This is a genomic window from Brevibacterium oceani (assembly GCF_013623835.1).
Lineage (GTDB): Bacteria > Actinomycetota > Actinomycetes > Actinomycetales > Brevibacteriaceae > Brevibacterium > Brevibacterium oceani.
This window is the reverse complement of sequence record NZ_JABKDE010000001.1, coordinates 319991-340406: the sequence shown is the minus strand read 5'-3', so window position 1 is coordinate 340406 and position 20416 is coordinate 319991. Positions and strand designations below refer to the sequence as shown.

Below are 20416 nucleotides of genomic sequence, written 5' to 3'. Positions count from 1 at the left end.
AGTCAAGCACGGTCCGGAGTCATCAGCGGCGCAGATCCACCCACTGTTTGACTCCGGGACGGTCGGCGGTGCCCGCACTCAGCAGCTCGGGCACCTCGTCGAGCGCGAGCCCCGGGCCGACGATCGACTCCGTCGGCAGCGCCTGAAGCATCGCGACCGAGGCCGTCATGTCCTGCGGGTGCTCGTAGATGAACGATCCCCGAATGCTCAGCTGATGCTGGACGATGTCGAAGCTCGACGCGCCGAGGTGGTGCTGATCCTCGCCGACGATCGTGACCTTCGCGAACGGGGCAAGGTGGTCGACGACTGCGGCCAGGGCCGCCGGAACGCCCGCCGCATCGATGACAGCCGTCGGTGCCGGGCTGCTTCCGGGGACGAACTCGCGGGCTCCGAGCTCGATCGCCAGACGCCGACGAGCCGCGTCCGGTTCACTCACCCACGGCCGATACCCGCGCGAGACGAGGACGAGGCTTGCCAACAGTCCTTGGGCCCCCGCGCCGAGGACGAGAACCTCTTCCCCATCCCGCCGTTGGGTATCCTGCAGTTCGGTGCGACGAATCGCCGAGGCGGCCACGGTCAGCGGCTCGGCGCACACGGCACGTTCCACGGGGATGCCGGGCGGTAGCCGATGACAGAATTCCCTGGGATGGTCGATCACCTCGGCGAGGAATCCCGGCTGGGTGAGCACCCCGGCGCTCAGCCGAGAGACACACGCCGAGGTCATACCACGGCAGCAGTATTCGCATTGCCCGCAGTTGATGTTCGGTTCGAGGGCGACCCTGTCACCGATAGCCCACCCCTCCACGTCAGGCCCCACCTCAGCGATCTCACCGACGCCTTCGTGCCCGAGCCTCCACGGCATCTCGGGCGGCGTCCGCGACCCCGAGGCCAGGCTGAGATCGGTGCCGCAGATCCCCACCGCGAGCATCCGCACGCGCAGCTCTCCGGCGGCAGGACGGCCCTGCGGTCCCGGACGAGTGAGGATTTCGACGCGAGCGGGGCCGGTGATCTCGGCCGATCGGATCGATCCGAACTGACCGATCGATCCTGTCGGCCCACCCGAGTCCGGCACAACCACGGTCGGCATCGCGGAAGCCGGCTGCTCGGCGCTCCGCGTACCGGTAGTCGGCGCAGCCTCGGCGAAGGAAGGGTGGCGGACCATCAGGCGGACACGACCTGGGCAGCCTTGGCGGTCGCGCGCTCGGTCCGACGTCCGACCTGCCACTGCCGGATCAGGTAGAGCGCAATGGAGATCGAGATCAGGCAGCCACCGGCCAGGTAGGCCGCGACGAGGTACCACGTTCCGTTCCCCACACCGACGAGGAAAGTCGCGATGAACGGGGTGAAGCCCCCAGCGATCGCACTGGCGAGCTGGTAGCCGACTCCGGCGCCGCTGTAGCGGAACTCGGGGCTGAACATCTCAGCGAAAAGCGGCTGCTGAACGCTGACGACGGCGTCGTGGGCGATATTGATGAGGAGGACGGCGAAGATGACGATCGTGACGACATTGCCGCTCTCGAGTGCGAGGAAGAACGGGATCGCACTGACCAGGCCGATGATGCCGCCGGTGAGGTAGACCCGCAGCCGGCCGAAACGGTCGGAGAGGTAGGCGAAGGTCGGGATGGTGACGATTCCGAGGCCGCCCACGAGGAGTGTGATGTTGAGCATCAGCTGCCGATCGAGCCCGAGTTCGTCCGTGGAATAGGACAGAGCGAAGGTCGTGACGATGTACATGGTCAGCAGCTCGATGAAGCGCAGGCCGACGATCTGGAAGATCTGCGCCGGATAGCGTTTGAAGGCCTCGAGGATCGGCAGCTTCGCGGTCTTGTCGGTCTTCGCGTTCTTCACTCGCTCGACGTACTCTTCGGATTCCTCCACACCCGAGCGGATCCACAGTCCGATGAGGACGAGGACGGCGCTGAAGAAGAACGGGATGCGCCAACCCCAGTCGAGGAACGCCTCGGCCGAGAAGTTGCTGCTGAGCACGGCGACGAGTCCGGTGGCCAGCAGCAGTCCGAAGGAGTAGCCGATCTGAACTCCGCTGGAGAAGAAGGCACGCAGCTTCGATGGCGCGCTCTCAACGGCCATGAGGGCGGCACCGCCCCATTCGCCGCCGACAGCGATGCCTTGGATGCAGCGCAGCAGCACAAGCAGCGCCGGAGCCAGCCAACCGACCGCCTGGTAGGTAGGCAGGACGCCGATGAGTGCGGTGGCCACTCCCATGATCGTCATCGTCCATACGAGCATTGACTTCCTGCCGAGGCGGTCGCCGAAGTGGCCGAAGATGATGCCGCCGAGTGGGCGGAAGATGAACCCGACGCCGAAGGTCGCGAAAGCGGCGAGCGTTCCGGCATGAGAGCTGTAGTCCGGGAAGAAGAGCTTCCCGAAGACCAGGGCCGCGACGATTCCGTAGAGAAGGAAGTCGTACCACTCGACGACGGCGCCGATGAACGATCCTGCGGCGGCTCGTCTGGCGCGCTTGAGTTCGGCGGCGCCTCCCGCGTCGGTGCTTTTCGCTGCTGACATGACATTCCCCTTCGAATGGTGCCCCGCAGTTCCTCCACGGCGAGGGCGTGTTCGTGCTTATCGCAGATCACATTATCACGATGTGCGCTGCTCGTACATCCGTGCGCTATGCGCACACTTTGCTAGACTGTCTTCATAGTCGAGGACGTCTCGTACCGCCAGTCGGCTCTGCCGAGGACGACGATCGTCCGCCGAGGCGGGCCCCGATGCCCTGGCCCGATACCCTGGAGAGGTGACTTCAACGATGAGCTTCAACGACCGGACGCCGACCGGCAGACATTTCGTCCAGTCCGCCGAGAAAACCTTGGCGGTACTACTCGCCTTCACCGCGGAATCCCCTCGGCTCTCGGTTACCGAGGTCGCCGAGGCCACGCGCCTCACCAGGGCTGCGGCACGGCGTTTCCTCCTCACCCTCGTCGACCTCGGCTACCTCCGCGCAGACGGGGCGCTCTATTCGCTCACGCCCCGCGTCCTCGACATCGGAGCAGGATTCCTCGCGGGGCTCGATCTTCCGAAGGTCGCGCAGCCGCACCTCAATCGGCTCGCCAACGAGCTCGACGAATCTGCGACACTGAGCATCCTCGACTCCGATGACGTCGTCTACATCGCGCGAGCCGCAGCGCCGAGGCTCCACGCCGTGACGGTCAATCTCGGAAATCGGCTCCCCGCGTGGGCGACGTCGATGGGTCGGATGCTCATCGCCGAGCTGCCCGAGTCCTTTCAGGAGGAGTTTCTCAACCGAGTCGAGATCACGCCGTTCACCGACCACACCGTGTCCTCGGCAAGTGAGCTCGGGGCTGAGCTCAGTCGAATCCGCAGGCAGGGATGGTGCCTCGTGTCCCAGGAGCTCGACGACGGCCTACGGGGCCTTGCCGTCCCGGTTCGTCGCGGACAGAACACCCTGGCCGCGCTCAACGTCTCACTGCACACCTCTCATCTGAGGGGGCTGTCGGTCGAGGACGATCTGGTGCCGCGCCTACAGGCGGTCGCGGCCGCCATCGCCGATGACTTCGGCGGTCGGTCGGAACCCGGATCGGAATCGACCGCGAGTCTGCAATGATCCTCCCCGAGGTCCGAGATCCGCGGATGATCACCATTCGCCGAGGCGGCTCCCTCACCGATGACCATCATCGACTCCTCGCCCTGTGGGCCGCCGACTGCGCCGAGCACGTCCTCCCATTCTTCGCAGCCGTCTGCCCCGAGGACCCCCGCCCCGAGCAGGCCATCGCCGCGGCCCGAGCCTGGACAGCCGGTGAGATGCCGATGATGACCGCCCGTGCCGCCGGCGGGCATGCGATGGGCGCGGCCAGGCCGCTCACGGGTCCGGCCCGCTTCGCCGCCTATGCGGCAGGGCAGGCGGCCTGCGTCGGCCACGTCGCCGAGCACGACCTCGGCGCTGCCGCGTATGCGATCAAGGCCGCCCGCGGTCCGAAGCAGTCCGACTTCGCAGCGGGACGGTCAGAACTTCGGTGGCAGCGACAACGGCTCCCGGGCGAGGTCCGTGAGCTCGTCCTCGAGGATCAGGTTCGCCGGAACGCCCTCTGCTGGTCGGTCTTCACCGACTGATCGGCACACCCTGCCCCGAAATACTCACCGAAGAACGTGAGTCGTTGAGAACAAGGTGTGCAGCTTCAGTGGTCGATGATACGACGCCTGCCCGGGCTGCGAGTCGAGTGCGCCGCGACCACACCGATGTGGGCCAGTCCCGACCGTGGCGAGGGCCGTCAGCCCCCGCCCACGCCGAAGTGCGTCAGGCCCGGCGGCGGGCCAGCACGTCGTTGACGGCGCCGAGGTCGGCGGCCTTGTTCGTGCGGATCGCCTTGCGTCCGTGTCCGAGCGGCCCTTCTTCGCGGGCGGAGTCGCTGAGCTCCGGACGGTACCCGAGTTCGGCGGCGAACTGAGCGGCGATGTCCTCACGGCTGCGCGCCTCGGTCTCATACGAACTGGCGTCAGCCGCCGTCGCCGAGGGCGCCTGGTGCTCGGCCTCGGGAGCGCCGACGTAGCTGGGGACCGGCAGGGGCGTCGGCGACCATCCGTCGCGGGACTTCAGTCGCTGCATGAACGGGTCGTCGACCTTCGGGGCAGCCGCGTTCAGTGCCGCATGCACGTCCGCGTCGGCGCTGGCCCGTCCGCTCTCCGCCGCGGGGGCATCGGCGTCGAGGTCGGACCCGAGCGAGACCGGAGCCTCTGTCGCGTCCTTCTCAGCGGCCCGGGTCTCGGAGGTCCGGGTCTCGGCGGAAGTCGTCGCCGTCTCGGACGGGTCATCCTCAGCGGAACGAACGGTCGAAGAGTCCGCAGCGTCAGTGGACGGTTCAGCGGCGTCGGCGGCCGCCTCGGCGGAGGCTTCCTCCTTGACGACCGGGATCGGCCCGGTGAGCAGGACCTGGCGAGTGGTGTGTCCCTCGCTGGCTTCCTTGCGGACGCGCACGAGGGGGATCTCACCGGTGTCGGCTTCCTCACGGGCTTTCTTGGCTTCGGTGCTGTGGGCCATCGCGGCCCGGGCCTGTGCGGCCTTCGTCGATCCGTTCTTCGCCTGCGCTGCCGCCGCGATCCGAGCGGCGGTTCCGCTCGAGGTCGACGCCGAGGCGGCCGGTCGTGCCGCGGTGCGGGTGCGTGCCGTCGTCCGATCCGGGGCAGGCTGCTCGGTGGACGGGGCCGCCTGCCGGGCGGACGGTGCCGACTGCTTGGCAACCGGGGCAGGCTGCTCGTCGACCGGCGCGGTCGCCGTCGCCTGGGCACCAGCGGCCGCGTGGCTCTGCTGCCTCTTCACCGGCACCGTCTGCGCGGATCGCTGCGGCGACCGGTCGAGCCGGCGCAGCTTCTTCTTCACTACGGCCTTGCGCAGATTGAGTGTGCGCACGAGGAACAGGGAGACGACCGCGAGGCCGAGGAAGACACCGGCCAACGCGATGTGGACGACCGAGAACAGCGCGAGCACGCTCGTGACGAGGATGCCGAGCACCGACGCGAGGAACACCAGCGCGAATCCCCTGACCATCGTGTTCAGCGACTTCAGGGACTCCCGCAGGGTCGTTGCTTGCTCAGTCATCGCGTGTTCCTCATCGTCTCCGACGCTCGGATTGGAAATCTGTGGTTCGTCTGCCTTCGGGACACCGTCGCCGAGGTGGCCGCCCCGGCCCGTGCCCGATCCGCCGGTGCCAGGTGCGCCGCCTCGGTCGGCCGACCCGATCGTCGATAGGGCGCCTGCCGCAGGCGACTGCGCATGCGGCGGATGCTGCTGTGCAGTTCGACCCTGCCCGGCCCGCGGATCACTCTGCCGGCCACCCGATGAGCCGGATCCGCGGGCGGAGTCATTGAACACAGCGTGGACGGCAGGGTGGAGCGTCCGCACATTGCCGACCCCGCTGTGGTTGCCGACCCCGTCCTGCCCGGTGACTCCACCATGACCGGCGACCGCGCCATAGCTGCCGGCTGGATGCTCGGTCGGGTAGGCCGAGTGGGACTCACCGACCGCGATCGGCATGACGTGGAGCTGGGACTCATCGGCCGCCTCGGCGATGGTCGTCGCCTCCGCCTGACCGTCGATGACGGAGAATTCGGGCGTGGACGACAGGCTCAGCTGCGGTGCGGCTTCGGTGCGGGAGACATCCGGCAGCGGCACGGACGGGGTCTTGCGGGGTTTGTCGTGGAAGACCTGGGTGCGCACCGAATGATCGTGCCCGGGAATCGGGGTTGTCGCGGAGACGACGGCCGCGTTGTCGGGGACCGTGTCGATTTCGGCGCGCGAGAGCTCCGTCGCGGACTTCCGAATCATTGCGGGCACAGCAACGGCGAAGACCACGACGATGGCGATGACGACGATGATGCTGGTGTCCACAATGCCACCCTAAGTTGCAGGCATCGGCGAAGACGTGAGCGCGGGTGGTGTGTCGGTCAAACAGGTGCGAAGTTCACAGAATTCCCAGGTGGTGCGGGCACGCGCCGCACCGACGCGGGCACGGGCGAACGCACCGGACCGACGCGATCCTCAGCGCGCCCCGCCGCGCACACGGGCTCAGCTCGCCGCTCCTCCGGAGGTGCCGTGCCGATACGCCCCGAGCAGGCCCTGCGGGACGTCTTCGGACAGCAGCGCGAAGGTGCGGTGGTCGCACCACTGTCCGTCGATGTGCATGTATCGGGTGCGCAGCCCTTCGTCGCGGAAGCCGAGCTTGTCGACCACCCGCAGGCTGGCCGTATTCTCCGGACGGATGTTGATCTCGACGCGGTGGAGGCCGAGAGCGAAGAAGCAGTGGTCGGCGGCCATCGCCACCGCGATCGGGGTGATGCCCCGGCCGGCCACGCGCGAGTCGATCCAGTACCCGATCTGCCCGGACAGGATGGATCCCCAGCTCAGTCCGGACACGGTGATCTGGCCGCGGAAGTCCCCGCCGACCTCGATGGCGAAGGGCACGGTCTGGCCGCGTTTGGCCTGCCGGTCCTGCATGCGCACCATGGTGCGGAATCCCGGCAGCTCCTGGCCGGGTGCCGGCAGGGTCGCATCCCACGGTCGCAGCCAGTCGCGGTTGAAGCGGCGAACCTCACGCCACGCCTGCTCATCGCGTCGGCGCAGCGGTCGCAGCACGATATCGGACTGTCGATCAGTCAGGATGACGGGCCACACCAGGCGTCCCTGCTCAGTCCAGTGTGGGGACGAAGTCGCGCAGCCATCCCTTGAGATCCTCGCCGAGGTCGTCACGGTCGCACGCGATCTGCACGACGGCCTTGAGGTAGTCGAGCTTGTCACCGGTGTCATACCGGGCACCCTTGAACACGACCCCGTAGACGCCGTGACCGTCGGCATCGCCGGCGAGTTCCTGAAGAGCGTCGGTGAGCTGGATTTCGTTGCCACGGCCGGGCTCGGTGGTCTCGAGGACGTCGAAGATCTCCGGGGCGAGCACATAGCGGCCGATGACAGCAAGGTTCGAGGGAGCATCCTCGGTGGCGGGCTTCTCTACGAGGCCGGTGACCTTGACGACCTCGTCATCGGGAGTGGTTTCGACGGCCGCGCAGCCGTAGAGGTGGATGGCCTCGGGCGGGACCTCCATGAGGGCGACGACGCTGCCGCCGGTCTTCTCGGCGACCTCGATCATCTTCGGCAGGATGGGGCTGCGTTCGTCGATGAGGTCATCGCCGAGGAGGACCGCGAAGGGTTCGGCACCGACGTGCTGGCGGCCCTTGAGCACGGCGTGGCCGAGGCCCTTCGGATCTCCCTGGCGGACGTAGTGGATGTCGGCGAGTTCGGAGGGGTGGCGCACGGCGGCGAGCTTCTTGTCATCGCCCTTCTGGGCGAGCGCGGCTTCGAGCCCGTCGACCCGGTCGAAGTGGTCCTCGAGCGGTCGTTTGTTCCGCCCGGTGATCATGAGGACGTCCTGGAGTCCGGCATCGACGGCTTCTTCGACGACGTACTGGATCGCGGGTTTGTCGACGACGGGGAGCATCTCTTTGGGGGTGGCCTTCGTAGCGGGGAGGAACCGAGTTCCGAGGCCGGCGACGGGGATCACGGCCTTGCGAACGGTGCGCTGCACTTCATCACTCATGAAGTCATCTTAACGAATCGGACCCACCCCGATACTCTGACTCACGTGGACTCATCGACTTCCAAGGCGCAGCTGCGTTCTCACGTCCGTTCCGCTCGCGCAGACCGTGCCCGCGCCGAGGCAGCGACCGGTTCTGCCCGGACCGTGACTGGAGGTCGGACCAGCGTCTCCCCCGCCGAGGTGGCGCCTGGTTCCGCCCGGACCGTGGCCGACGCTGCGTGGGAGGTCATCTCGTCTCGCCCGGTGCGTTCCCTGCTTGCCTATGCGTCTCTTTCCGGGGAACCCGATCTCGACCCCGCCATCGACCGTTTCCTTGCCTCAGGGGGAACAGTGTTCCTGCCGGTCGTCACGAAGGTCGGAGAGCCGCTCGCGTTCGGCGAGGTCACCGGGTCGATGGGCACTCTCGAACCGCAGGGCAAATGGGGCATCCGAGAGCCGCAGGGCGGTGCGCAGCTCTTTTCTGCGGAAGAACTGGTGACGACCGAGGTCGGGCTGGATCTCGTCTTCGTCCCGGCCCTCGGGTTCGGCACCGACGGCGCCCGTTTGGGCAACGGCGGCGGCTTCTACGACCGGACTTTCGGCCCCCACGGTGTGGCACCGCTCGACCGCGGGAACCAGGCGGAAGCGGAAACGGGATCGCGTATGGAAAGGGGCTCAAGCGTGGAAATGGGCCCGCGCATGGAGCGGGGATCGCGCGTGGAACGGGAATCGGCCCCGACCCTATCCGTGCCGCGGGTTGTCGGGGTCTGCTTCGCCTCCGAACTCGGGCTGACCGGGCTCATCGCCGAGGACTGGGACCTCCGCATACCCGCGGCCATCACCGAGGCCGGCCTGCACACCTTCGATCCCGCCTGACGGTCGACGCTTGCTCTCCTTCGTGTCCACCCGCGCACTTTTGACCCTCATCTGGTGACTGAGAATGGGGAATCAGCACCCACTCCGACGTGTTGACGTGTGGATAACCCTGTGCACATCTCGGACCGGTGCGGCGGCGACGGCTCGGCGTGCACTATAATCTTCTCGTCGAAGAAAGGTCTCGAATGCCCGTTTACTCCTATGCCTGCAAGAGCTGTGGTCACGCCTTTGATATTCATCAGGACTTCAGCGACGACTCGCTCACCGTCTGCCCCGAATGCCAGGGTCGCCTGAAGAAGGTCTTCGGCACTGTGGGCATCAGCTTCAAGGGTTCGGGCTTCTACGCAACCGACTCCCGGTCGTCCACCTCGAGCACCGTCGGCTCCTCGAACTCCTCGAACTCATCGAGCTCCGACTCATCGTCGAAGGATGCCGCGAACTCCTCGTCAGCGAAGGATTCCTCCGCATCCAGTTCCTCGTCCGGCACCTCGGCGGCGAGCACCCCCGCAGCAGGCTGAGACCCGCCGCCACTTGAGCGTCGATCGCCTGTGGACAGCGATCAGCGTCCACAGGCCCAGTCCGCTCCCTTGCCCGACCGTCCCGGCCGCACCAAGGTCGTCCCATGGGCATCCTGCAGCGTTTCCGAAGCACGTCGACCACGTGGGCACGATCGTCTCGCATCCGCCCGCAGCGCATCCTCGCCGCCGTCTGCCTTGCGTGTGCGTGCGCCCTGATCGTCTGGGTGCTCACCCCGAACGAATCCGGAACCGCCGTGGTCGTAGCGAAGACGGATCTCGCCCCCGGCGCCGAGCTCACCTCACAGGATCTTGCGCTCAAGGACTTCCCGCCCGACCTGGTGCCCGACAAGGCGTTCACCTCCATCGCCGAGGCGAAGGGTCGACACACCTCGGCGGGGCTGTCGCAGGGGTCGGCTCTGACAGCATCGATCGTGCTCGACCAGCAGGCTCTGCCCGAGGGCAGCCGGGACCTGCTCATGCCGATCCGCCTCGCCGACGACGCCTCGGCAGCCCTCTTGCAACCGGGGCAGAAGATCCGCCTGTTCTCCTCTCTTCCGGACGGCGGGTCCGAAGTCGTCGTCGAAAAGGTGACGATCGCTCGGCTCGTCGATAAGCCGGAGGGAATAGCCGCCGAATCAGGTCAGCTTGTATCGGTCATCCTCTCTGCCGAGGACGCCGGACGGGTCGCGGAATTCGCCGGACTGCCGATTAGCTTCGCAATACTGCCCCGTTGACCGAGCCGATATCGGCGCCGAAGGGCTCGCGCCCGACCATCAGCGACGGTGCGTGTGTCCGAGCTGACCGGCCTGCATCCCTGCTCGCCGCGCGAGTGTCCCCGCTGATCACATACCTGAGACGCTCGATGATGATCGAACCGTGACGAGAATCGCGGAGAAATCTGTCGAGATTGTGTTACTCCTGTGTACCATTGAAACGTAATTGGGTAATTCTCAAGCGCATTTCAGTGAACAAACACACCGAAAGGGTCTCTCTAATGCTTAAGGGATTCAGAGACTTCATTCTCCAGGGGAATGTCGTCGAACTCGCCACCGCGGTCATCATCGGCGGTGCCTTCACCGCGATCGTCACCGCCTTCTCCGACAAGATCATCAACCCGCTCATCGCCGCTGTCGGCGGTGCGGAGGGTCCGGCCCTTTCGTTCCAGATCAAGCCGGACGTCCCGGAGACGACCATCGACCTGGGTGCGGTCATCACCGCGGCCCTCAACTTCCTCATCGTCGCCGCCATCGTCTACTTCATCATCATCGTTCCGATGAACAAGCTCAACGAGCTGCGTAAGCGCGGAGCCCCCGAGGAAGAAGTTCCTCCGACCGCCGAGGATCTGCTCGGCGACATCCGCGAGATCCTGCGCAACCAGACCGCTGCCGCTGCCGGACCCGCCGAGGGCCCCGCAACCGACGGACCGATCGACCCGAACCAGCCGCCGCGACACTGATCCCCAGTCGCCCACGGCGAAGGCCCGCTCCCTGCAAGGAGCGGGCCTTCTTCATGTCCGGACCGACTACCGGGCCTGTTCGGCGCACTGTCCGGGCCGAAACCCGGCCCATCCGGCGCAGTGTCGGCTGCTGTTCACTCTCGTTCAAGGTGACGCGCACCTTTCGACCCTTGCGCCTTTCCACATCTGCGCGCCGGCTTGAACGACGATTCCGCCGAGGCTTGGTGCGTCCGACCCGGTCTGACGACCCGCGAAACTGACGATCCGTGGACCTGACGGTCAGTGGATCGTACGATCAGAGGACTTTACGACCAGTGCGGAGGCTTCTGCGAGCGGTAATAGTCCTCGCTGAACCCTCCGCCGCCGGACTCGGCCTCGTTGCGCAGAGTGGCCCGATAGCGTCGTTTCGCTGCTTCGAGCCGTGCTCGGCGCTCCGCGTCAGCGCTCGCGTCGGAGTCGGTTTCGGTCGCGTCGCCGTGAGCTTTCGGCAGGCCGGGATCCGCGGAACCGGCGGCCTCGGCTGCCGGTTCTGCCTCGGGCTCACGCTCCCGCTCGACCTCGGCCGCGCGATTCTGCTCGACTTCGGATGTGCGATTCTGCTCGACCTCGGACTGCTGATCCCCGTCGCGGGGAACAGTCTCGTCCGGCTGTTCAGGCATCGTCGGTCTTCGGCTCCGTCGCCGATTCGGAGCTGCGCTTCTCCGCCTCGTCGGCATCCGACTTCGCCTCGACCGGCTTCGCGTCTGCCGAGTTCGACTCAGAGCCAACGACCGAAGCCGACCTCGACTCAGCGCCCGCACCCGACACATCCGACCCAGCCGCGGAGTCCGACCCTGTCGCAGGGCCCGACTTCGCCACGCCATCTGCCGAGTCCGACGTCGCGACGTCATCCGCAGCACCCGACCCAGCCTCGTCAGGGGAGTCCGCCCCACCGTCGGGACCCGAGTCCGACTCATCGGCTGCCTCGGCGACCTGGTCGTTGCTCGCAGTTCGGACTAGCCCGGCGGATCGGAGCTCATCGGCACGGATCTTGCCGGTGTCGAAGGTCGGCAGGATCTCGTCCTCGACGGGTCCGGCCGAACCGGACCGCGGGATGAACACCTCGGAGCCGGTGACCTTCTTCGCCTGAGCGTGACGCTCACGATAGCGGTCGACGGCGGCCTGCAGCTGCGAGTCTCCGCGCGTCGAGCTGCCCTTCTGAGCCAGTGCTGTGCGCAGGAGGTCCTTGATCTCCCCATCGCCGCGCACGACAGCATCGGACTGGATCCAGTCGGTCATCTGGTCGAGGCCTTCGGCGGTGTACTTGTGCATCGGCAGTCCGGGCACGAGCTTAGGGCGGCTGCCCGTACGTCCGACGACCACGGAAGCGGCGCGTGCGGCATTGAGCACGGCCTGGGGGCTCATCGTCTCGACGGTGGAGCGCCAGGCTTCGAAGATCTTCTCGGTCTCCGACTGCGGGTCGACGAACGCATCCGTCGACCACACTCGCATGAACTTCCAACCGCGGCGGGTCAGCTGCTCGGGCAGCACTCGATCGCGTTGGCGCAGGCTGCGCATCGAGGCATATTCGGGACCGTCACCAGCGACGGCGATGATCATCCCGTGCTCGTCCTCGGTCGAGTTCGCCACGGCCAGATCGATGCCGTTGTAGTGTTCGTGGGCGACGACGCCGAGCTGGAGCAGCCGATCGGCGATATCGCCCATCAGCGGATCGTAGATCTCTCCGTGCGGTCCGGGCTGGCTGACGCCGCCGGCGGCGACCTCTTCGAGCAGCCGCGGCAGCAGGACCGCTCCCCCACTGAGTTTGTGCTGATCGAAGTCCTCGGCCTCGATGCTCGAGACCACGGTCAGTCGCTTCCGGGCACGCGTCATCGTCGCCGCGAGGATCCTCCGCCCGTCAGGTCCCGAGAGCGGACCGAAGTCGTGGATGACCCGGCCGTGGACGGTGCGCCCGTAGCCGAGCGTGAAGATCACGGCGTCGCGGGACATGCCCTGAACGCGTTCGGCGTCGGTGACGACGAAGGGCTCCTTCGACGAGTCGCTGAAGAACGCCGCGACATAGGGCAGGTCCTTCATCGCCCGCGAGATCGCGGTGGCCACCCGCTGAGCGTGGTGCGGGGTGAGCGCGACGACGGCCAAGGACTCCCGCGACCGGTTCCGCGCGTGCTTGAGCACGAGTTCGACGACGCGTTTGACCTCGGCGTCGGGGCTCTCGACCCGGCCGGTTCCGATGTCGGTGGGGCCGCGGCCGTCGGCGACGTAGGAGAATTCGAGGCCGCTGCCCTCGCCCGTGTGCGCCGTCGGCAGCGTCGAGATCGTCGAATCGTAGAAGTGCCGATTGGCCAGGTCGATCAGTCCCACCGGTGAGAGCCGGTAGGAGTTCGACAGCCGCATCCGCGGCAGGAACTCGCCGAGGCGGTCTTGCACCGAGTCCGGATGATTCCCATCGTCCATCCCGAACCGATCGACCGCGATCGAGAACGGGCGCGGACCCAGCAGCCGGGAGTCGCCGAGGGAGATGATCTGGCGGGCGCGCGTGATCCCGGGGACGACGTCGGCGACCGAGAGGCGGCCGGCGTCGGCGATGACCACGGCGTCGAAGAGCGGCAGGGCGGAGAAAAGTTCGGGCACCGTGTACGGGCTGCCCATCCACACCGGGGCCAGGGTGGTGAGCAGTTCGGGTGCCTGCGTGGAGATCCGCTGCACCGAGGTGTGCTTCGACAGCAGCTCCTGCTTGATGACTCCGGCGGAGATCGGGTCGGCGTCGATGCCGCGCTTCCACGCCTGAGCATGGTTGAAGCGCAGACGAGAGGCACCGGCGGCGACGAACGCCCGATCGTTCTCGCGGAAGTCTTCGGCCACTTGGTGGAGAGCGGCGCCATCGTGACGGCCGATCGCGGGATCTTCGCCGGCCATGGTCTGCAGCACCGACGCCCAGTAGGCGAGGTCGAACTCAGGGCCGACGAGGCTGTCGTCGACCTTGCGACGACGCAGATCGGTCATGAGGTCGCCGAGACCCTCGGCGTCGAGTTCGCGCTGCAGGCGGGAGCGTTCGGGCAGTTCGGCGAGGTTCTCCGAGTCGCGGCCCATCGCCTCGGCGCGGGCCTGGAGCTCCTCGATGAGCATCGAACCGAGGTCGCCGCCGTCAGGAGTGCTCTCGAGGATCGGGCTGAGCTTCGCCATGTCGGCTTCGACGCTCTGGAGGATCTCGTCGGCTTCGAGCACGCCGCGTGGGATCTGCGGGCGGCCGTCGTGACCGGCGAGGTCGGTCAGAATCACGCGCTGGGCGCGGACGTCGATGAGGGAGGCATGGAGGTCATCGACCTCGGCGCCGGGACGGAGGAATTCCTGGGCGGACTTCTTCAGCCGGCGACGCTGCATCATGCCCATCTCGACGCCGGCATCGGCACGGTACTCGGCGGTGCCGGTGGCGGCGATGAGGTCGTCGAGGCGGTGGTCGTAGATGTCGGGGGCGAAGCTGTCGAGGGTCTTGCGCACGCGCATCAGCACGCGGATGGCGCGCGCCCAGTCGTCGACGTTGCGGCGCGGATTGAGCTTCGCCTTCTGCAGCACGGGTTCGGTCGCGGCGACGAGGTCCGGGATCGTCCGGCCGATGCGCTCGGCGACGGTGCGGGCGGCTTCGGCCTCTTCGACGGACTTGAGGTCGGCACCGAACCAGACGGTGTCTTCGACGTCGAGGGTGAAGGCGCCGAGGGAGGCGAGTTCGCCGAGCTTGCCGCGCAGGACGCTGCGGCGGTCGTCGCTGGCACCGAGGATGTCGTCGTCGAAGCGGACCGGGGTCTGCGGAGAGTCATCGCCCGAGGTCAGTTCCGCGAGGTGCTGCATGGTCTCGTACACGGAGACGTCCCAGGGTTCGCGGCGACGGTGAAGGGACGAGACGTGGTCGGCCAGCGTCGCCCGCTGCTCGTTGAGGTCGGACAGCAGCGTCGACAGATCCGGGCGTTCGGACTTCTCCGCCGAGGCGATGAGGCCGATGAGCTGCTTGCGGATGTGCTCCGAGCCCTCGCGGGTGTCGACGGCGAAGTCGCCCAGACCCACCTCGCCGAGGCGGGAGGAGAAGTCATCGAGCGCGTCGGAGGTCTGGGCGAGGAAGAGAACGCTCTTGCCGGTGTGGGCCAGGGTGGTCGCGACGGCGACGGCGACCTGGGTGGCCCCGGTTCCGGGCGGAGTGTCGACGACGACGGAATGGCCGGAGACAGCGGCATCGACGACGGCCTGCTGGTCACCGTCGACGTCGATGACGAGGAACTCCTCCTGCGGCTTCCGGTCGGGAAGCGGAGTGATGGGTTCCTTGAGCGCGGCGGGGACGACGTCCTCACCGGCGGATTCGGGTTCGGACTCATCGGATGACTCGGACGCACCGGGTGCTTCGGACTCACCGGGGGCTTCGGGTTCGGCGTCAGCCTCGGTGGCAACATCGGTACCCGCGGAGGGATCGGCCTTCGCCTCAGCGGCCTCGGCCTCTGAGGCCGATCCGGTCAGCGGTTCATCTGTCAGCGGTTCATCAGTGATGGGAACAGTCGGCTGACCGTATTCCTCTTCATCATCGCCTGTAGCCGAGGACCCGGTGCTCGAAGACTTGTCGTTCGGTGCGGACGCATCCTTGTCGGCTTTGTCCCCGGCGACGGCACCCTCACTGAGCGTGCCGTCGCCGGCCGCTTCCGCAGCCTTCTCAGCGTCTGCGTCAGTCTTCGCATCCACGCCGGCTTCCGCCGCAGTGCTGGACGTCGGCTCCGCATCGGAGGCCTTATCGAAAGCCTTGGTTCGCGCGAGCTTGCCCTCATCGACGGGCGACTTCGCTGCCTTCGCCTCGTACGCTTCTTTCGCAGTGCCGGCCGCAGCGGCCTTCTCCTCGCGAGTGCCTTCTGCCTTCGCATCACGCGACCCTGCCGGCTGCGGCACGTACGAGGGCCCGCCGAGTGCCGCCCGCACATCCTCGTCTCCGGCCAGGGCGCGGAGCACAGGGTGCTGGGTCGGGAGGTAGTCGGTGGAGAACGGATTCGCGATGTTCGCGAACGTCGAGATGATCAGACGATGGTTGATCCGCAGGCCGGGCACGTCCTGTGCGAGATCGCGGAGTCGGTCGAGGGCCGGGCTCGGGTCGAAGCCGTGCGGACCCCCGGTTGCCTCGATCCAGTCGTCGACGGGCACCTCGAGGTCGTATTCCTCGCTGAGGTGGTGGACGAGGGCGGGGTTGATCGTGATCTCGTTGCCGAGCACGATCTCGAAATCCTCGACGCGCGACCCCCGCGGGACCAGCGTGATGTGGCGCATGACCACGGGCGCGTTGAACTTGAACTTCGCATCCTTCTCCGTCCACGAGGCGAAGCCGATCGCGAGATGAGCGGTGCGGATGCCGCGCTCGTTGTCGAGCTGTTCGGCCTTTGAGCGGATGGACTTCGCGCGACGCCTGGCGTCGGCGAGGATGTCGTGGTCGCGGATCAGGCTCGACAGGCGGGTGGCCCGACCGGCGAGCAGCTGCGCCAGCCCGGACGGGTGGGCACCGGAGAGGTCGATGCTGCCATCGCGCGAGTCCCGGAAATGAAGCATGGTGTCGCGACCGCCCAGATGGGCGGCCTGCTTCTTCCACTCGGCGAAGACCTCTCCGAGTTCTGGGAACTGTTCGTCTGCAACGGAATCCGACACAATTCGACCCTAACGAGAATCTGCTCCCAATAGGTGCTGGCACACCGTGGAACACTGAGGTTTCTTCTACGCTACACTGGGTGATCGTGGTTGAGGACGACCACCTGGCCCCCGTAGCTCAGGGGATAGAGCACCGCTCTCCTAAAGCGGGTGTCGGCAGTTCGAATCTGCCCGGGGGCGCCAGGACTGCCGATGGGCACCGTCACCGTTCCGGTACGGGTTCCTTTTCTCCGCACTCAACACCGTCAATCGCCGAGGCGGCCGATCGATTCGATCGGCCGCCTCGGCGATTGTCTTCCGGCAGTTCCGCCGGATCACAGGCCGGGTTCTGGGATCTCCCCGTCCTTCCGGCGCTTGTTGTGATCGCGCGCCACGCGCACGACCATCGTCGGGCACTGCGAGTACGGCAGCACGGACTGCGAGGTCGAACCGAGGAGGAGGCCGGCGAAGCCGCCGCGTCCGCGGGAACCGATGACGAGCACCTCGGCGGTGTCGGAGGCGCGCACGAGCACCTCGGCGGGCTGGCCGTCGAAGAGGGTCCAGGTGACGTCGAGCTCGGGGAATTCTTCGGCCAGGCGCTGCTTGGCGACGACGAGCTTGTCCGCCCCTTCGTTGACGAGACGTTCGAGGTCAGCGGTGCTCGGCAGCCATTCGGGGCCGATGACCGTCGTCGTGATCACGGCGACGATGTGCAGCGGAGATCCGCGGCGCACGGCGAGTCTGGCGGCCTTCCACAGCGCCGGGGATTCGGCGCCGAGCGAGTCGACGCCGACGACGACCATGCCGTCGAAGCGCAGTCCTTCGATCGCCTCGGCGTTGGGATCGTGCTCCTCGACCTCGACGCCGTCCTGGCGGATCGGGCGGGACGATGTCGGGTGGGCCGGACGGTCGGCCTGGCTGTCCCAGCAGGAGGGGACGACGACGGTCGGGCAGGCCGAGTGCGCGGGCAGAGCGCTCGAGACCGTGCCGAGCAGCCGACCGGCGAAGCCGCCCCGGCCGCGGGAGCCGACGACGGTGAGGCAGCCGGTCTTCGATTCGTCGATGAGCACGCCCGCAGCATCACCGATCTCGATGACGGCTTCGACGGGGACGCCGGCGGCTTTGACCTCGGCGGCGGCCTCCTTGAGCGTGTTCGTCACGGCCTGACGGATCGATGAGTCATCGATGGGCACATAGGACACATCGATCGCGGCCGCGGCGACGCTCGGGATCGTGTAGGCACCGACGAGGCGGATCGGTCGATCCAGGGAGCGAGCCTCCTGGATCGCCCAGGCCAGGGCATTGCGGCTCGGCGGGGATCCGTCGATGCCGACGATGACGGCTTCCGGCTCACCGGCCGGAGCCGGGTCGGGGTTCTGGGGTCGGCCCTGCTCACTCATGGCAAGCTCCTCACGTCGGAGAACTCTTCTCTTTCGTCCACCCTAGAACACAATGACCCCGCGGACTTCGCGTATGTCACATCGTTATCCGAATTCCTCCGCAATGCGGACAACACCGTTCCCTATCTGTGACGATGCTGGGCCTTCGAACCTCACAGGACATCAGCGTCCAGCCCGCGCACCCGGGTGATCCGGGCGCCTCGAACGACTGGGCCTTCAGGCCGCGCGGGAGAGTTCGAGGAACGGTCGCCACTTCTCGACGGGCTTGTCGATGCCGCGCATCCACAGCTGCCCGAGGCGGGGTTCCTTCGGGTGGACGTTGAGCTTCCACCCGATCTCGCTCAATGTGCGATTGCCCTTGCGGTTGTTGCATTCGCGGCAGCAGGCGACGAGGTTCTCCCAGCTGTTGACTCCCCCGCGGGAACGCGGCACGACGTGGTCGACTGTCGAGGCGGCCCTGCTGCAGTAGGCACAGCGATGATTGTCCCGGCGAAGAACGCCACGACGGGACAGGGAGACGCGACGATTGCTCGGCGGGCGGACGTAGCGGGTGAGCAGGATGACGGAGGGCTGATCGAGACTCATGTGCTCGGATCTCACCGGAATGTCCTCTGCGGCCAGCACTGTCGCCTTGCCCGTCAGCACGAGCACCACGGCGCGTGTGAACGGCACGATCGACAGCGGTTCGTAACCGGCATTCAGCACGAGAGTCTTCATATCTCGCCCCTCATCTTCTTCTCTTCCGGGCCGAAGCCGGCTGCCTCGGCCCCAGGGAACACAAAAGGCGCCGTGCTCATGGGCACGACGCCTGGAAAGAGGGCACGGAGACACGTATGTACTCCGCACCAGAGACTGGAGCGGCTATTCGAAGTATTCGACTCTGCCCCATCTGCTTTCCTTCAGGTCGGCGGTGTCGATCCATTCGGGTCGACACCGTTCATGGAACTCAATCCTCTCCAGAGTAACGCCGCGGACGCCTGTGACCCAATTCATACACATCGCGTCACGGAATCTTCGGCTTCCATTCACTTCGCGCGGGCGCGCGTAGGCCAGCGCGCGTGGGCGCGCCAAGGCACATGCGGCTGCGGGGCCCACCTCTGCAGGATCCGAGCCCGAACTCGCGGGCGAAAGCGGGCGCCCCGCCTCGGCGAGGGAATTCCGGGTATGCAAAAGCTCCCCGTACGACTCGAGGACCGTCGAGTCGAACGGGGAGCTTTCGGTGGAACTAGATCAGAGAACGCGGATGAAAGTGACGTTGCCCATCCAGCTGTAGCTGCGCTTCGAGGTTCCCGAGCTCGGCGAACCCGCGTCGTACATCTGTCCGCCGCCGGCGTAGATGCCGACGTGGCCGGGGTGCCAGATGAGGTCGCCGGGCTTGGCCTCGGACTGCGAGACGATCTGGCCTGCGCCCTTCTGTGCACCGGAGGTGCGGGGCAGGTTCACGCCGACGTGGCTGTAGACCCACGAGGTGTAACCGGAGCAGTCCCAGCCGCTTCCCTGGCTGGTTCCGCCCATGACGTAGGGGGTTCCGACGCCCTTGGCTGCCCAACCGAGGACCTGCTCGGCCTTCGATCCGTCGATGGAGCCGGCATCCGAGCCGGAATCGCTCTCGCCCGAGTCGGACGAGCCGCTGTTGGCATCCTCGTCGGAGGTGCCGGCGGACTCATCGGAGTCGGCGGTGGCGGTCTGAGTGGGGGTGGGCTTCGGCTTGGGCTTCGGAGCAGCCTCGGCGGTGATGGTCTGGTCAGCGGCGGTGAAGGAGTCGGCCTTCTTCTCGCCCTTCTTGTCCTTGGAGTCGTCACCGATGGTGACGGCCTGGTTCTTGAAGTCGACCTGCTGGGTGGTCTCGGCCTGAGCGGAGACCTCGTTCTGGTCGCCTGCACCCTGGCCCGCGGCGGGCATCACCGCGGCGGTGAGCAGACCACCGCTGGCTGCAACAACAGCTGCGCGACGTCCGAAGACACCTGAGTTGGCATTCAGAAGTTCAGTGAGCTCGGTCAGTGGAGTCTTGACCTTGGCATCTGCGGCGCGGCGGCCATGCTGCTTAGTTGCCACGTTTTCCCTCTCGTACCTATTGGCTTTCCGGGCCAACCGCCACTATCGGTCCTTGGTAACTCACAGCGAGCGTGGCGTGCGGCTCTCGCTGCGAAGTCGTCATTGCGTGAACGACCTCCACAACTGTAACCAATCGGTGACCAATTGTCACGTTTCTGTCACAAGGGCCGGAGGGAACCCGTGATGTTTTCCATAAACGCCCAGGTCAGAGGCGTTAAACCTCTTCAAGATTTCGTAACATTTTCCCGTTATACGACTCGACCCAGGGGGTGGAGAACCACTCCCTGGGTCATAGATCACAGATATTTGTAACAAATCGAGACTCATGTGCCCGCCCCTTCGTTACCGAGGGCGGGCACGTGGCTGCACACGTTGCGTCAGCCGGAGGCAGTTCCGGTCGAAGTCACAGGCAGTTCCGGTCGC

At 66.8% G+C, this 20416-nt stretch carries 16 protein-coding genes and 1 tRNA gene; 7 read left to right on the top strand and 10 right to left on the bottom strand.

Features of this window, described 5'->3' with window-relative positions:
* Nucleotides 1-22: 22 nt before the first annotated feature.
* Together HK401_RS01635 and shiA are read right to left on the bottom strand one after the other, a co-directional pair.
* Nucleotides 23-1162, bottom strand: a complete 1140-nt coding sequence (locus HK401_RS01635) for a zinc-dependent alcohol dehydrogenase (RefSeq protein ID WP_181272905.1) — start codon at nucleotides 1160-1162, stop codon at nucleotides 23-25.
* Complete coding sequence (shiA, locus tag HK401_RS01630) at nucleotides 1162-2526, bottom strand: shikimate transporter (RefSeq protein WP_181272904.1); 1365 nt, start codon at nucleotides 2524-2526, stop codon at nucleotides 1162-1164. Before shiA ends, HK401_RS01635 begins: the two co-directional genes overlap by 1 nt.
* Nucleotides 2527-2758: 232 nt before the next feature.
* On the opposite strand from shiA, the gene HK401_RS01625 reads away from it, so the two are divergent.
* Entirely contained in the window at nucleotides 2759-3586 is an 828-nt protein-coding gene (locus HK401_RS01625; RefSeq protein WP_309135879.1) for an IclR family transcriptional regulator domain-containing protein, read from the top strand.
* Nucleotides 3583-4092, top strand: coding sequence for a putative immunity protein (locus HK401_RS01620; RefSeq protein ID WP_181272903.1), 510 nt, complete (start codon nucleotides 3583-3585; stop codon nucleotides 4090-4092). Before HK401_RS01625 ends, HK401_RS01620 begins: the two co-directional genes overlap by 4 nt.
* A gap of 184 nt (nucleotides 4093-4276) precedes the next feature.
* Here the strand turns inward: HK401_RS01620 and HK401_RS01615 are convergent, their stop codons facing one another.
* The 3 genes from HK401_RS01615 to galU form a co-directional block, all read right to left on the bottom strand.
* Nucleotides 4277-6364, bottom strand: coding sequence for a hypothetical protein (locus HK401_RS01615; protein ID WP_181272902.1), 2088 nt, complete (start codon nucleotides 6362-6364; stop codon nucleotides 4277-4279).
* 177 nt (nucleotides 6365-6541) lie between these two features.
* The gene (locus HK401_RS01610) at nucleotides 6542-7147 is read right to left on the bottom strand and encodes a GNAT family N-acetyltransferase (RefSeq protein ID WP_246490424.1); all 606 of its coding nucleotides are present in this window, start codon (nucleotides 7145-7147) and stop codon (nucleotides 6542-6544) included.
* 13 nt (nucleotides 7148-7160) lie between these two features.
* Complete coding sequence (gene galU, locus HK401_RS01605) at nucleotides 7161-8063, bottom strand: UTP--glucose-1-phosphate uridylyltransferase GalU (RefSeq protein ID WP_181272900.1); 903 nt, start codon at nucleotides 8061-8063, stop codon at nucleotides 7161-7163.
* A 45-nt stretch (nucleotides 8064-8108) separates the two neighbouring features.
* Here galU and HK401_RS01600 point away from each other — a divergent pair, with 45 nt between their 5' ends.
* The 4 genes from HK401_RS01600 to mscL all read left to right on the top strand — a co-directional run bounded on the left by HK401_RS01600 (nucleotide 8109) and on the right by mscL (nucleotide 10892).
* Complete coding sequence (locus HK401_RS01600) at nucleotides 8109-8918, top strand: 5-formyltetrahydrofolate cyclo-ligase (protein WP_309135878.1); 810 nt, start codon at nucleotides 8109-8111, stop codon at nucleotides 8916-8918.
* Nucleotides 8919-9103: 185 nt separating this feature from the next.
* Nucleotides 9104-9436 (top strand): FmdB family zinc ribbon protein, encoded by a 333-nt coding sequence (locus HK401_RS01595; RefSeq protein ID WP_181272899.1) that lies wholly within the window; start codon nucleotides 9104-9106, stop codon nucleotides 9434-9436.
* Between the two features lie 104 nt (nucleotides 9437-9540).
* Nucleotides 9541-10170: an SAF domain-containing protein gene (locus HK401_RS01590; RefSeq protein WP_181272898.1), complete on the top strand. Its 630-nt coding sequence runs from the start codon at nucleotides 9541-9543 to the stop codon at nucleotides 10168-10170.
* A gap of 260 nt (nucleotides 10171-10430) precedes the next feature.
* Entirely contained in the window at nucleotides 10431-10892 is a 462-nt protein-coding gene (gene mscL, locus HK401_RS01585) for a large conductance mechanosensitive channel protein MscL (RefSeq protein ID WP_181272897.1), read from the top strand.
* Nucleotides 10893-11197: 305 nt separating this feature from the next.
* On the opposite strand, the gene HK401_RS01580 is transcribed toward mscL, so the two are convergent.
* Both HK401_RS01580 and HK401_RS01575 read right to left on the bottom strand, forming a co-directional pair.
* Nucleotides 11198-11551 carry a hypothetical protein gene (locus HK401_RS01580; protein ID WP_181272896.1) on the bottom strand — a complete coding sequence of 118 codons (354 nt, stop codon included), beginning with the start codon at nucleotides 11549-11551 and terminating at the stop codon, nucleotides 11198-11200.
* A complete protein-coding gene (locus HK401_RS01575) occupies nucleotides 11544-16559 on the bottom strand; it encodes a PDDEXK-like endonuclease domain-containing protein (RefSeq protein WP_181272895.1) in 5016 nt (1671 codons plus the stop codon). Before HK401_RS01575 ends, HK401_RS01580 begins: the two co-directional genes overlap by 8 nt.
* 107 nt (nucleotides 16560-16666) lie before the next feature.
* Between HK401_RS01575 and HK401_RS01570 the strand changes: the two genes are divergently transcribed.
* A tRNA-Arg gene (locus tag HK401_RS01570) sits at nucleotides 16667-16742 on the top strand.
* Between the two features lie 131 nt (nucleotides 16743-16873).
* On the opposite strand, the gene HK401_RS01565 is transcribed toward HK401_RS01570, so the two are convergent.
* From HK401_RS01565 to HK401_RS01555, 3 genes are all read right to left on the bottom strand, one after another.
* Entirely contained in the window at nucleotides 16874-17938 is a 1065-nt protein-coding gene (locus HK401_RS01565; RefSeq protein WP_181272894.1) for a universal stress protein, read from the bottom strand.
* Nucleotides 17939-18154: 216 nt separating this feature from the next.
* Nucleotides 18155-18655 carry an HNH endonuclease gene (locus HK401_RS01560; protein WP_181272893.1) on the bottom strand — a complete coding sequence of 167 codons (501 nt, stop codon included), beginning with the start codon at nucleotides 18653-18655 and terminating at the stop codon, nucleotides 18155-18157.
* Between the two features lie 513 nt (nucleotides 18656-19168).
* Complete coding sequence (locus HK401_RS01555; protein ID WP_181272892.1) at nucleotides 19169-19993, bottom strand: C40 family peptidase; 825 nt, start codon at nucleotides 19991-19993, stop codon at nucleotides 19169-19171.
* Nucleotides 19994-20416: the final 423 nt, after the last annotated feature.

Bases quoted from the DNA above. Each gene is read 5' to 3' on its own strand.
- HK401_RS01595 (WP_181272899.1), top strand. From the start codon at position 9,104: ATGCCCGTTTACTCCTATGCCTGCAAGAGCTGTGGTCACGCCTTTGAT.
- mscL (WP_181272897.1), top strand. From the start codon at position 10,431: ATGCTTAAGGGATTCAGAGACTTCATTCTCCAGGGGAATGTCGTCGAA.
- HK401_RS01565 (WP_181272894.1), bottom strand. From the start codon at position 17,938: ATGAGTGAGCAGGGCCGACCCCAGAACCCCGACCCGGCTCCGGCCGGT.
- HK401_RS01620 (WP_181272903.1), top strand. From the start codon at position 3,583: ATGATCCTCCCCGAGGTCCGAGATCCGCGGATGATCACCATTCGCCGA.
- HK401_RS01635 (WP_181272905.1), bottom strand. From the start codon at position 1,162: ATGGTCCGCCACCCTTCCTTCGCCGAGGCTGCGCCGACTACCGGTACG.
- HK401_RS01590 (WP_181272898.1), top strand. From the start codon at position 9,541: ATGGGCATCCTGCAGCGTTTCCGAAGCACGTCGACCACGTGGGCACGA.
- galU (WP_181272900.1), bottom strand. From the start codon at position 8,063: ATGAGTGATGAAGTGCAGCGCACCGTTCGCAAGGCCGTGATCCCCGTC.
- HK401_RS01560 (WP_181272893.1), bottom strand. From the start codon at position 18,655: ATGAAGACTCTCGTGCTGAATGCCGGTTACGAACCGCTGTCGATCGTG.
- HK401_RS01580 (WP_181272896.1), bottom strand. From the start codon at position 11,551: ATGCCTGAACAGCCGGACGAGACTGTTCCCCGCGACGGGGATCAGCAG.
- shiA (WP_181272904.1), bottom strand. From the start codon at position 2,526: ATGTCAGCAGCGAAAAGCACCGACGCGGGAGGCGCCGCCGAACTCAAG.